This window comes from Dietzia sp. DQ12-76, from assembly GCF_014145045.1.
GTDB lineage: Bacteria > Actinomycetota > Actinomycetes > Mycobacteriales > Mycobacteriaceae > Dietzia.
Window position 1 is genome coordinate 206 of record NZ_JAALDV010000566.1, and the last position, 12,737, is coordinate 12,942.

The window sequence follows — 12,737 nt, forward strand, 5'->3', positions numbered from 1 at the left end:
TCCCAGAGCATGGGGCAGGTGTTCCGTGAGTTCTGGCGCCACCCCTCGCCGTATATCCTCGCCACCTGTCTCTCCGCGGCGATCCTCGCACGGGGCCTCATCGGCGGCGGCTCCTGGTGGGAGTTGCTGATCCCCGTCGGGCTACTGGCGGCGATGCCGGTCGCGGAATGGCTCATCCATGTCTGCATCCTGCACTGGCGGCCGCGGAAGCTCGCGGGCCTTACCATCGACCCGCTGCTATCGCGCAAGCACCGCGAGCACCATGGCAATCCCCGCACTATCCCTTTGGTGTTCATCCCATGGCAGGTCGAGCTCTATCTCCCTGTGGTGATCGTCGGCATCGCCTGGCTGGTGATGCCGGGGTGGCCGGCGACGCTCACGATGGTCGTCGCTGCCTACGTGCTGCTATCGGGTTACGAATGGGCCCACTACCTGCTGCACAGCGACTATCGGCCAAAGTCACGGTGGTACCGAGCGGTCTGGCGCAACCACCGCCTGCACCATTACAAGAGCGAACACTACTGGTTCACGGTCACCACGGCCGGAACCGCCGACCGGCTCTTCGGAACCAACCCCGACCCGAGCACTGTGCCCACCTCACGAACGGTCCAGCGACTGCACTCCTCTCCTCAAGAACGCGCCGCAACGTAGAGGTCGCCCGTCTTCCCGTGGCCGCTCACGGTCGCCGGCGATGGCTGGATTGCGCGAGGTTGCACCACTGCCGTCCACTCATCGTCGCACTGGCTTCTACGTCAAGAAGTTTCGCGGAGTCTCCAGCGCTCTGTGGGCCAGCATTCGGATCGCGCCTTCCGGATCGGAGCACCTGGCCCCTGTTCCCCTCCTCAGACGGGAGAATCAGCGTCAATCAGGACACCCTGCCACCGGAGGTGACATGTCCCTGCGAACCGTGCGACACACCGGTGAGAAACTGACAGATTGTTTGAAAACCGACACGGCATGTCGGCTCTCATTCAACTTGTCAGTTAGCTTCCGATCCACCAGCGCGTTGCCACCTATCTGTCAGGCGTAGATTGCCACCAGATTGGCAATTCCCGAGCTGCTGACAGATCGTTGGCAACGTAGCGGCCGACTCCGCTGCGACTCAATTGATCTGATTTCTCACCCACTGGTCGCTTGAGCCTCGCCTGCCGGCACCCAGTCTCGGTACCGGTTCGCAAAGATCCGGGCCAGGCTTCCACCGTGAATGCGTGTGCGTAGTCGGCACCACCTAGGTGTTCGTAGCGGTGGGCGGATCCGGCCCTGCTCTAATGGCGACCAAGAGGAAGAGCTAGTCCCAAGGGGTCACTCGCCCAACCCTGCACCAATGACGGGACGCGGCACCTCCGACAATCCGGCCTAGCGCGGCCCGGCCCAAATAGCGCCCCGCCCTCCCCGCACCACCCCGCAAGACAGAATTTATCGGCAGTTGTTGGCGATTCAGGGCACTAGCGGAATCCCAAGAAACTCTTCTTTCCTGTGGGTTAACCACCATTCGGGCGTGCTGGCTCCGACTAGAGTAGAGCGGGCTAGACGCGCCCTGAGTGTTCTGCCTCACCTTGCCACAAGCATAGACCTGTAAACCCGATTACCGAACTCCACTATTGCTCGCTGAAACAGCCTGCACCCCTACCTCGGCGGGCGCCAGCCGCCCCCAGCCGAACAGTCGAACTGATGAGGAACATGACTCCCAACTCCGCACAAGCCTTACCGCAAGTCCTAAATGGGCGCCGCTTCGTAGTGCCGGACTACCAGCGGCCCTACTCTTGGCAGACGCAACAGCTGGAAGACCTGTGGCACGACTTGGACTTGATGACCGACAAGTCCAAGCACTACACCGGCACTCTCGTCCTGAAAGACCTCGACCGGGAGGTCATGGACGATGCTGGAGATGTCTACGTGGAATGCGAGGTAGTCGACGGCCAACAGAGGCTAACGACATGCCTAATCTTAATCGCCGAACTGCGGCAAGCGCTTCTCAAGCTGCCCCATGATCTCGCGGCGCCCCGCGCTGAAAATCTCGAAAAGTCCTACGGCCGCCTGGTCGTCGGCGGCCTACCACAAGCACGCCTCCAGCTCGGGGAGGATCTCAACAAGCATTGGATGGAAGTCATCCTCGGCAATGGCCAGCAATCCAAACAGATACTCACAGAGGGTGAAATCCGCCTAGATGGCGCGAAGGACTTTTTCCGAATTAAGCTCGATGAACTGACTGCAGACCTCGACCCAAACGACGCGCTTCGCGTCCTCCAGCGCCTTCAAACCCGCTTGACCCACGGGCTGCACTTCCTCATCTATGAGATTGAACCCAGTTCTCACGCGGGAGAAATCTTCGAAACCCTCAATGGCCGAGGACGCCCTCTGACCTCCATGGAGAAAATTAAAAACTACCTACTCTTTCTCGCTGATTATGCTCCGGAAAACTCACGCGGGACATTGGCACGCGAAATCAACCAAGCATGGTCCAACATCTATGCCCTCCTAGCGAGCCAAGACACCGATGAGTCTCTGGTGCTTCGCGCCCACTGGCTTGCTACCCATCAACCGAGAGCACAGAATTGGAAGGGCTCAGTCTCAATCAAACAACGCTTCGCAAGGGAACGCTACGTCCCGGGTTCCGCTCGCCTGTCTTCACGAGGCGGAGAAGACAAGAACCCTGAAGGACCTATTAGATTGGTTCAAGACGTGCGCTCGTACGTGCGGAGCCTTGAGCAGTGCGCTATGTTTGCCGCAGAATTCCACAGTCTTGAAGCCAAATATCAGTCCTTCGGCAACTCGATCTCTCTCCGCGAAGCCAGAAGCAGCGCGGCTCGTTTGAAACGCACCGACACCATCGCACCATTCATGCCACTCATCTTCGCCGCGCGCTTGTTACACCCCGGAGACGGGAAGTTCTACACCCGCCTCCTAGACGCCTGCGAGCGCTACGCTGCGCGCGTCTACCTGATCGGCCAGCGACGCACTAATACCGGGAGTTCCCGCCTAAACACGTTGGCCCACGAACTCTACTGCGGCCGAAAGTCGACGGGCGAGACCCTACAACAAATCACCCACTTCACGCTCGACTACGCCAACGACGAAATAATCCGAGCTGGGCTCTCATCGACCCAGAATTGGTACTTGCGACGAAGCCACAAATACTTCCTATACGAGTACGAGCTATCCTTGGCATCAAGAGTTGACGATGTCCCCCCATTCTCTACCTATGCAGATAGCTCTAACCGAGGTCGAACAACTGAACACATTCTTCCGCAGAATCCGAACTGGGACTCTGGTCAATGGAGTGCCTTTTCGCAGGAGGAACACACGACGCTCGTCAACAGTATCGGCAATCTAGTGCTTACCGATGACAACTCTCATTACAGCAATCATTCTTTCGACCGAAAGAAGGGATCGGCGCAGGCCAAGGGGCCTTGCTATGCCACTTCCCGGCTAGCTCAGGAGCGGGAAATAGCCGAGGTGGACGACTGGACGCCGGAGCAAGTCAGGGAGCGCGGACGCCGCCTACAATCTTGGGCCTTGAAACGGTGGTACGTAGAACGCCCTTCAACAACCCAGGTCATCGTTGCTGGCTCCGAAGACGACGATGAGGACACCGAGACCGAGGCCGTTTCAAATTTGTAACTATTTAGGTACTCAGTGAACCTGGAAAATGTGACCTTCCTGCAAACGGCTGACGAGCCCGCATAGAAGTAGAATCGCCGCATGAAAGGTCGAGATTTCGCGAAGGTGCTTGCAAGATTGCCCCCCAACCCGCCTATCACCACCGCATACGAGAAGAACCATAGGCAGGGCTCGCCAGACCCGCGCACCAAGTACCGCAATCAACGTGACCACATGGTCGGCTGGATGTCCGAGATCGATGGTCCTGGCGCCTACGGGCGAAAGACACGCGGTCGCGATGCAAGAGCGGCCTACAACAGCCTCCGCTGCGCCCCTGCCTTGATCTGGATGGCCGAAGCACTCGGAGAGAAACCCGCAGTGGTGAAAACGGCAGTTGCTGCGTCCGATGCCGCTGGGCCCAACTTCTCCGCCCAGTGCGCGGCCATCCGGAAGGTCGTGACATGGTCACGGATCGAAGAGTTGGTCGGGCTTCAGGACCGAGAGCCCTCGAAGTTCAGACTGCTCGGCCGCCGCTCGCAACAGGAATAGTTGCATCGAGCAGCCCTGGGATTACCGCCGCGGACGGGGACGAATGCTACGAAAATCAATCAGGCGGCTAGAGGTTCAAGCCGCGTAGATCGTCCTCAGTTCCAGCGCCGCAGCGACTGCGTCTAGGAACTCGCGGTTGGTCAGGTACCACTCTTCCCCTACTTCGTTCTTTCGATTTCTGCCGCTTGTATCTCGTCGCGGGTTGGTGTGGCCTGCGGACTTGAGAAGACGCTGGAACGATCGCTCAACCTTCTCGACATCGCGGTCACCAGTTCCGAAGACCCTTACTGTCACCAGCGGTTCCGGTATGTGCGTTCGAGCCCCGGCTCGATGCTGCCGTATACGAGCCGCGACGTCCCGGGCGCGTCCAACTTTGATCAGGGTGCGGTCGTTCTCATCGCTGAGTGGGTTATCGAGGTACCAACCGTAGGAAAACGCGTAGATCCCTGTCACTCCTGCCAACTCGTCAAGTTGGCCTTCTTCTCGTTGCTCGTCTTCGGCTTCGGCCTGCGCCTCCTCTGCGGGATCCAGTTCTTCAATCGCCAAGGCAATTCTGGCTCTGTTACTGGTGAGCAGTTCCAATGCTTCGGGCGAAAGCACGCCCTTAGATCGTTTGACGAGTCCGTTGAGAGCGGACGCCACCGACTTCAGCATTGAGGGACCAGAGGGCGCCCTGCCATCAAGGGCCGCAGCGATCTGCGCCTGGTACTGGTAGACGAAACCTGGGGTGTCGACGTTCAGGCGGTCGGCAATGCCTCGCGCGTCCAGGCCTTCCTCCGAAAGGTTGTACACGTCACCGATCCGCGTCTCCTGGCTGGAGATGAACTCGGCCAGTTCTGCACGCGGCGATAGAGAACCACCAGGGGAGGCCGGTGAAGACGACAAATTGTCCATAGCTCCATAGTGACAGCACCCCGGCCATGCTTGGCATATTCGAGGGCTCTACTTCGTACGCCCGCGAGCTGCATTGCGAGCTTCATGAAGCGCTGGATTGGTCAGGTACCTCCGGGAACTCTACTTCCCCTGGGACGACGGCCTCCTGGTGGTCCGGTTGCCACGGTGGAAGAAACCCGACGGCCGCATGTAAGAACGTGGCTATGTCTTCAACGTGCGACTCGGAAAGGTGGTGGCACCGGAAATCGGGGATCAGGCGTTTCACTTGGTGGCCGATCAGATACTTCCCGTCGGATGACCACTGATCGCCGGTCAACACGTCCCGAAAGGTTGTGAGACGACGCGTAAATGACTCTGGCTCGTCTCTCACTCGGTTCAGCAACGTTGCGGTGTTGAGCGCTTTGTCCGCCATGCTCGACTTTGCGAGAGTGGCAGCTGCAAGGGGTTGCGGTGGGCCTGAGGGTTCTGGGGTTTCTCCCCTAGGGTCGGCGGGGAAGCTGGGGGCTTCGTCAGGGTTGTCCGAGATCGGGCTCCATTCCAGTGGCTCACGGATGCCGTGCACCTGAAGTTGTCGTCGTCCTGCTGCCTGAAGCGGATCGTGCAGTATCGACGAATGCTCAATCAGCATGTGCCGATACTCAGTGCGTTCTCTGCCAGCCGCTAGCGGTTCGGCGAGCACCGAATAACGGTTGTCGCTGCCCGTGAGTAGCTCCCAGAGGCGGGTCGCTAGCAGACGTTCACGGTTGGGCGTGAGCATGAACCCGAGACGTTTCAGGTCCTCCAGTAGTCGGCCGTCGAGCGCTGGCGGCCGCCGAAATGTCCATCGGCGACGGTCGTAGTCGATCGGTGGCGGGTTTCGAAGAAGTGACTCCCACTGCCGGTCAAGTAGGTCGAGCGCCTCCTCTAGGACTCCTCGTTCGTCTAATCGCTGAAGGTGCGCACTTACCGTGCGCGCCGCCGATCGCGGGAGATTAAAGCTGGCCGCTAGTTCGAACCAGCGCTCCCTGGTTCCGATGCGAGCGAGAAGCATGGAATAAGTCACCGCAGCGGCCCCAGTGTCCTTCGCCGACACGGCCGGCAAGGCACTGAGGACGTCTGGCCATATCGACTGTGGCAGGTGCCGACTGCTCAGAGACTGCAGGGCGGTCTCGGTGTAGGGCCAGCCGGGTCGAGCGAAGTAGTCTTCGGCCGGGAGACGGGGCACCCGGGCACTGGTGCGGTGTGTCAGCCTGTCTGCCACTTTCATCTGTTCTTGTCTCGATCGGATGCGAATCGCTGCGGTGAGGTTGCCCCGGTTGCGGCTCTGCTGTTGGGGCACGGGCCGTATTTGGCCACTGCCAGGCACTGGAGGGGGGTGACCGAGATCTTCGTACCGCTCGAGTGCGTGTGCTGCCACGTCCAGCGACGGCGCGGAGATGACATCGATCGCGCTGGTCATGAGAGCCCCGTATTCTGCCGCGGAGAGTTGTGAGCCGTAGATGGGGCCGGGGCCGTTTCCGTGTTCGCCGGCGACGTATCCGGTACCTGCGCTGATGCGCCGGCCCGGAGCGATGTTCGACGTCACTGCGATAGTCAGGTCCGACTCGTTCATTACCAGCGCGTTGATGATCTGGATTGCCGACGATAGGACGTCGTGGACGGGCACAGTGAGCCCGCAAGCCTGCACCATTCCGTGGTCGGCTAGGCGCGCAAGGATCTCATTCATCACCCGCTGGGCCGCGACGTACGGATGGTCTGGGCCGAGGTAGGTCGAGGCAGCCAAGGTGAGGTCAGCGTTGCATCGAGGCGTGATCCGTGTCCGGGCGACCGTAACGTTCTTGTCAGGGCTGACGTGCAGACATCGGTTGGGGTTCGCTGGTACGACGCTTAGTCGGTTCTCTCCTGAGTGCGGAATCCGATCACAAACCGGGCACCGGTCGTTCAATAGAACCGCGTGTTTGATGCATGCCACGCTGACTGGCAGGAACCAGGAAAGGCGCCACGAGCCATCCCGTTCTCGAAGGCACTCCGGGCACCATCGGGCCCCGGAACGTCGGAAGATCTTGCGGCCGCGGGTACGTTCGCCGCGGTTGTCGAAGGTGGCAGGGACCACGCCGTCACTGGCCTTGAGCTCTCGGTGCGGCAGAGATGCGAACGTGGCCAGTTCGAGCTCCCCTGCGGGCACCCCGAAGGCGATCCCCATGGTTTCGTACGGTCTTTGAGCCTGCTCGATCAGTTCATACGGCCGGCCCGACACACCGACACCGAGTGCTCTTAGAAGCTCTCTGGTGGATAGGCCGTTGGCGCCGGCAACAGCTTCGATGAAGCTGTGAAGGTCCTGTCCCGGCTTCATCATCCTGGTGATCGCCATAGGCGCTGGGTCACCGAGCATGACCTTTGTCCTTCCTGCCCCGCCCCGTGAAAGCGCGCAGTTCCGCCGCAGTGGCTCGTCGCGCTGCATCGGCACCAACCGGGAGCGGTGTCCGGTTGATCAGCTGCTCGTCGATCTGTTCAGCGCCGGTTTGCATCGCTAGAAAGGCTGCACGTTTCAATAGTTCGACCAGCGTTCCGACACTCCCGGTGGTTCGCTCGTAGAGCAGGTCCCAAGAGTCAACAAGCTGGCCTTGCGGGTGGGCACATAGCGCCAGTTGAGACTCCAGGGTCGCGACCAGTTGCTTCCATTCGGCCTGTCCGGATTTGTTCGCGGCAGAGATTCTCTCGCCCCGGACTAGTGTCCAGCGTCGTGCGGTCTGGTCCATCCGGCCGTGGGTACGTCGACCGGTGGTGTCATACAGGCCCTTGTCGTCGAGGTCGACGCCGGCGTAGACGCATGTTCCCGCAAAGTCATCGAGCAGCCTCTTGAGGTGGTCGGTCAGGGCCTGCCCGTCTTTACTACCGGCGTTGATGCAGTGCAGATCGTCGATGATTAGAAATTCGGTTTCGGCGTTTGCGAGTGCACCCATGGCGTCCGCCGTCCATCTCTCACCGGTTCGTTTGGCTTCCGGCACGCCGAGGAACGTGGCGATCGACCGGGACATGTCTTTCATCGAGGGGTTCCCACTGAGACCGATCAGCACTGTGGGGATCCGATAGGCTCCCGAATCCGTGCGGTCGCCGTTGCTCTGCCGTGAGCGGCGGTCCACTGTGCGGGCGAAGTGCGTGATGGCGGTGGTCTTGCCCACGGTGGGGGCGCCGTCGATGACCACGGCGTTTCGCGCCGCGTAGCCCCCGACCGGGTTTGTCGAACGGACCAACTCAACGATGTCGTGAACCTCGCGCATGAGCGAGGTCTGCACGGGGGCCATGAAGGAGTGGTAGCGCTTGCGTTGCTCGTTGTAGCTACTTAGCTCCGATGGTTTCATCGCAGCAAGCTGGTCTCGGGTCTTGATGTCGGGCCTCTGCAGATAGGGGGTATCGCAGTATTTCTGCCATGCCTTCCAGGTCTTTTTGTGCGGATCATTGCTCATCAACAGCACCCGCCCACTCGTCGTCCTCATCAGCGATCGCCAATAGGGAAAAGTCGTCGAACACGTCGTCTTCGCCGTCCGGGTCGTCGAGGTCATCGACGGGCTCGTCCTCGATCGGTGGGAGCTCATCATGAAGGGGTATTCGAGCCCACTCCTTATCCGCCTCGGCGAGCTTTCCCATGACTTCCGGCAACCGGGATCCATCGCTCGTCACACGCGAGCGCAGCTGGCGGTCCTTGCGGATCGTCGGAAGCACTGCCTCAAGGAATTCGCGTTCCCTCATCCAGCTGTCGGGTAGATCTTCCGCCCCGATGGCTCGGACCAGTTGCATCATGGCATCGCTGAACGGCGCATCCAGGCCCCGTGCTTGCGTCCACCACAGTGTGTGGATCTCGTTCGTCTCCGGGTCTTGGAAGTAGATTTTCCGGATGTCGTTGACGTCGTAGGCGAAACGGAACTGGTCCGGCCGTCGGACCCGGGGCTCGGTGGACTGCCGGTGGCGGTAGGCGTCTAAGGCAAGCCCGTCGTAGATCCTGTTGTCCCACTGGACTCCGTAGTGCTGAATCGTGCGGGCGACTTTCGGCAGAAATTTGATCCAGTCACCGGGTCGAACGAGGAGCCGGGGCAGTCCATGACACGCGATGGATGCTTCGTACATCTCTGCCGGTGACATGTCTCGTTGCGGCATTCCTGCAAACGTCAGTCCGGACTGTTTGTTGTGGTGATAGACCGTGCAGATCCACTGCCGGATCAGGTTGTCCAGCTCGTGGATGGTCAGTAAGTCCTCTTTGTCGACGTTCAGCCCGCGGAGGGTTGGATCGCTGCCCACGTATCCGGGCAGCATCGAGATCAGCCCGGAAATCAGGGTGCCGAAGAACCTCTCCAGAACGGCTTTGTCAGTCGGTTTGTAGGGCTGCGCCGTGTATACCGAAATACCCAGTTCTTGGCACACTGACACCACGTGCTCTGACACGTACGGTTTTCCCCGGTCGGTCAGGATCGCCTCGGGGCCCACGTAGGGCATGCCCCAGACCTCTCCCGCGGGGACCGATATCTGCTGGGGAACTCCCCTGTAGCGCCATGCGGCCTCTTCGGGGATCTCTTCAGGGGCTGGCATCACCGAACATGCCTGCATGATGACGTTGCCCACGTCGACGCGATTGTTGTACGGACTCGTGACGACGCCGACGATGGTTCGTGTGCCGTAGTCCATCCCCGCGGCGAGTTCCACGCGTGTGACTATGTCTTCGTGCAGTCGCGTCTTGGGCACGACGACGAGGATGTCGATCCGGTGAGAATCGAGAACCACTAGTTGGCCGGGGCGCGTGATGTCCATCTGCCCATGGGCGGTCTTCGGCGCGTCGGCCACCGATGCCCGACGCTTCGTAGACGCAAAGGTTCCCGCGCCCTTTGCGATGTCCTCCAATCGCCGATAGCGGGTCGATTGGCTGGGAAGTTCCGCCTCGTCGCCGCACTCCTGTCGGAACCTGAGGTTGATTTCCCACATCACATTCTTGCGACTACTGGTTGTCTGGCGGACCTGCTCGCCGACGACCTCGCGCGCGATCTCGGTCCACCGCTGATCCGTGCGAAACGCCCGCCGGCGTGTGACGTCCCCCGATACCAAGCCATTAGCTCCGGATTCGCGAAACCTCTTCAGCTTGCGACGCACTGTTCGTGTGGATACACCCATTGCCTCCGCTACCGCTGCTACCCGTTGCTCAACCTGTGCTGGCGCATCCGGGTCATCGACTGGGTTGATGATCCAGGCGAGTTGCCGGACGAGTTTCTCCAAGTCGTCCCGTTCCTCGGGAGCGAGCAGGTCGACACCCGTGACCATCGAGGTCTCGTGCGCAGGATTCGCTTGCTTTACGACCGTGACGAACTCCACAAAGCTCATCGTCGTGATCAACCTCGACGTCAGAGAGCGCAACACGACGTTTGTGCCTTCATTCTTGACGTAGGTCATCAGCTCGTCCTGCACCCTTACGGTGCTGCCCACCGTCGGCACCCATATCGCGCACATCAGGCCGCCCTCTCGTCGGTCGATGCCACCGCAGGCCACAGCACAGTGCTCCGCTTGAGCTGTTCTGACCAGTCGAAGCTGAGATGGCCGTGCCACACCACGTGCAGCGCCGCCGGGACAATTCGGTACCGCTCGACCCGGGGCGGCAAGTCGCTCAGAAGCTGCCTGAACGAGATACCAGACGTAGGCACCGCCTCTCGCACGATGCGGAGGTCGTCAGAGTCAACCAGTCGCGGATTGCGGTAGCCAGCCACGTGAAGCGTGTTTCGCAGTCGCACCGGGTCATCACCTGTCCACAGTCGGTAGTGCCATCCACGTAGCCGGCACGCCTGGCGAAGCCAGGCACTGGCCTCGGCGACACGCTCGGTTTCTGCTCGTTTCGGCGTGGTGACATCGACCAATTCCACGGAGCCGTCCGCATAGGTCAGCAGATAGTCCGGGATCCGGGTACGTAGACGGTCGCTGACCAGATCAGGGCCTGAGACCTGCAACGGCTGAGAAGCAATGTGCACTACGTCGGGATCGGCGTCCGCAGTAGCCAGGAATGACCGCTCGTGTAGCGACTCATAGCCGACGTGCTTGCCAACGGTGGAGGACCACCACAGCCCGTCGTAGTGCAGACGCCCCTTATAGGCGTGGAAGGTACGGAACGGGTTCGAGTCAGCGACATCGTGCCAAGTCACCTCGGCGAACGGGACCGTCCGCTCCGAGTCCTTTCCTTGACGTAGCTCCGCCGTCACCTCAAGTAGCGAGGCGAGACGCGCTGATCCCGAGGGTTTGTTGTCTGACGTGGTCAAGGCATCGCCATTGACCTGCGAATGGGTATGCGTCATGATGACGTTGTCTCCTTCAGGAGAGAAGAATTGGTGTGAAGCCTGAGCGCTTCGCGTGATCACGAGCCGGGTTGCCGCCCGGCTCGTGGCGATTTCGCAGCAGGAGTCGCCGCCCCCACTTCAGATAAGTGGCTGGAGCAGCGGTTACTGGGGTACTTCGATGCGCGCCCCTGCGCGGCTTCTCTACGCTTCAGACGCCTCCGGTGGTTCGACGACGTCGAGGAAATCCGTTAACGCCAGGGCGGCGACGGATGAGACTGAGCGGTGTTCACGGAGCGCGGCTCCGTACAACTCGCGGACAAGCCACCCGGGCAGAGACAGGTGGATGCGCGTCGGCGAGCGGTCATCGACCGGCTGGTCTGCGCGTCGTGGCGCACCGAGCCGTGCGGGCGGAATTTTGTTCATATCGAGAGACCGAAGCTGCACCCGACGCCTGGTCGGTCTGCAGAGCCGCGTTAGCGACTCGGTCGACCTCCCTTCTTTCGGCTCGGGGCAGCTTGTCTCCGATCCGCCCATCTCATCACGGACATCTGTCTGTGGTCAATGGCCATTGATGTCCAATGCGCCCGATTCTGGCGGCGGTGCGTCTTGACCACGTGCGACAAGGGCGACCACTACGTTTAAGTAGTCAGCCATCCTCGATTAAGGACCACCCCGAGTTGCCCACCACGAATGCCGCCTTCATCTGGTCCATCGCCAACAAACTGCGAGGCCCGTACCAGCCCAATCAGTACGGCGATGTGATCCTGCCGTTCACGATCCTGCGGCGCCTGGACGCGATCCTCGCGCCTACCAAGGCGGAGGTGCTCACCGAGTACGCCCGTCTGCAGGACAGCGGCATCGACCCATTTGTGGTCTTGCGGTCGAAGTTCGGGCTGCCGTTCTTCAACACCTCGGTGTGGGACTTCAGCAAGCTCGCTGCGGACCCGGCGGGGCTGGCGGACAACCTGATCGACTACATCGAGGGGTTCTCGGCCAACATCCGGGACGTCTTCGACGGCTACAAGCTCCCCGAACTGATTGATGAACTGGACAAGAAGGACCGCCTGTTCCTGATCGTCAAGGACTTCGCGAACGTTGACCTGCACCCGGATCGGGTCAGCGGCCACGACATGGGTTACATCTTCGAGGAGCTCATCCGGAAGTTCGCCGAGTCCAACAACGCCCAGGCCGGTGACCACTTCACCCCCCGCGAAGTCATCTCTCTGATGGTTGACTTGCTCTACGCCGATAAGGACCTCGAGCTCACCACTCCCGGCATTGTGCGCACTATCTACGACCCCGCAGCCGGTACGGGCGGCATGCTCTCGGTGGCCTACGACCACCTGGTAGAGATGAACCCCGATGCCAAGCCGGTGCTGTATGACCTGCCGCGTTGATTTCGGACAG

9 protein-coding genes are annotated in these 12,737 nt (G+C 60.7%); 4 read left to right on the forward strand and 5 right to left on the reverse strand.

Going from position 1 to position 12,737, the window contains the following annotated elements:
• The 3 genes from G6019_RS16875 to G6019_RS16885 all read left to right on the forward strand — a co-directional run.
• Positions 1–651 (forward strand): sterol desaturase family protein (locus tag G6019_RS16875; RefSeq protein ID WP_375539778.1); only part of this gene is annotated, 651 nt, incomplete at its 5' end.
• 1,029 nt (positions 652–1,680) lie between these two features.
• Positions 1,681–3,621 (forward strand): DUF262 domain-containing protein, encoded by a 1,941-nt coding sequence (locus G6019_RS16880; RefSeq protein WP_182613707.1) that lies wholly within the window; start codon positions 1,681–1,683, stop codon positions 3,619–3,621.
• Positions 3,622–3,702: 81 nt separating this feature from the next.
• Positions 3,703–4,149, forward strand: a complete 447-nt coding sequence (locus G6019_RS16885) for a hypothetical protein (protein ID WP_182613706.1) — start codon at positions 3,703–3,705, stop codon at positions 4,147–4,149.
• Between the two features lie 75 nt (positions 4,150–4,224).
• On the opposite strand, the gene G6019_RS16890 is transcribed toward G6019_RS16885, so the two are convergent.
• The 5 genes from G6019_RS16890 to G6019_RS16910 form a co-directional block, all read right to left on the reverse strand.
• Entirely contained in the window at positions 4,225–5,043 is an 819-nt protein-coding gene (locus tag G6019_RS16890; RefSeq protein WP_182613705.1) for a GIY-YIG nuclease family protein, read from the reverse strand.
• 82 nt (positions 5,044–5,125) lie between these two features.
• Entirely contained in the window at positions 5,126–7,414 is a 2,289-nt protein-coding gene (locus G6019_RS16895; RefSeq protein ID WP_182613704.1) for a TniQ family protein, read from the reverse strand.
• Positions 7,404–8,489, reverse strand: coding sequence for a TniB family NTP-binding protein (locus tag G6019_RS16900; RefSeq protein ID WP_241726131.1), 1,086 nt, complete (start codon positions 8,487–8,489; stop codon positions 7,404–7,406). Before G6019_RS16900 ends, G6019_RS16895 begins: the two co-directional genes overlap by 11 nt.
• Positions 8,479–10,458 (reverse strand): helix-turn-helix domain-containing protein, encoded by a 1,980-nt coding sequence (locus G6019_RS16905; RefSeq protein WP_241726128.1) that lies wholly within the window; start codon positions 10,456–10,458, stop codon positions 8,479–8,481. Before G6019_RS16905 ends, G6019_RS16900 begins: the two co-directional genes overlap by 11 nt.
• A gap of 56 nt (positions 10,459–10,514) precedes the next feature.
• Complete coding sequence (locus tag G6019_RS16910; protein WP_241726129.1) at positions 10,515–11,348, reverse strand: TnsA-like heteromeric transposase endonuclease subunit; 834 nt, start codon at positions 11,346–11,348, stop codon at positions 10,515–10,517.
• Positions 11,349–12,007: 659 nt separating this feature from the next.
• Here G6019_RS16910 and G6019_RS16915 point away from each other — a divergent pair.
• Positions 12,008–12,727 carry a type I restriction-modification system subunit M gene (locus tag G6019_RS16915; protein WP_241726130.1) on the forward strand — a complete coding sequence of 240 codons (720 nt, stop codon included), beginning with the start codon at positions 12,008–12,010 and terminating at the stop codon, positions 12,725–12,727.
• Positions 12,728–12,737 lie beyond the last annotated feature (10 nt).

What these genes read in the sequence shown, in the direction of transcription:
- G6019_RS16880 (WP_182613707.1), top strand. Translation starts at nt 1,681, where the DNA reads ATGACTCCCAACTCCGCACAAGCCTTACCGCAAGTCCTAAATGGGCGC.
- G6019_RS16885 (WP_182613706.1), top strand. Translation starts at nt 3,703, where the DNA reads ATGAAAGGTCGAGATTTCGCGAAGGTGCTTGCAAGATTGCCCCCCAAC.
- G6019_RS16890 (WP_182613705.1), bottom strand. Translation starts at nt 5,043, where the DNA reads ATGGACAATTTGTCGTCTTCACCGGCCTCCCCTGGTGGTTCTCTATCG.
- G6019_RS16895 (WP_182613704.1), bottom strand. Translation starts at nt 7,414, where the DNA reads ATGCTCGGTGACCCAGCGCCTATGGCGATCACCAGGATGATGAAGCCG.
- G6019_RS16900 (WP_241726131.1), bottom strand. Translation starts at nt 8,489, where the DNA reads ATGAGCAATGATCCGCACAAAAAGACCTGGAAGGCATGGCAGAAATAC.
- G6019_RS16905 (WP_241726128.1), bottom strand. Translation starts at nt 10,458, where the DNA reads ATGACCTACGTCAAGAATGAAGGCACAAACGTCGTGTTGCGCTCTCTG.
- G6019_RS16910 (WP_241726129.1), bottom strand. Translation starts at nt 11,348, where the DNA reads ATGACGCATACCCATTCGCAGGTCAATGGCGATGCCTTGACCACGTCA.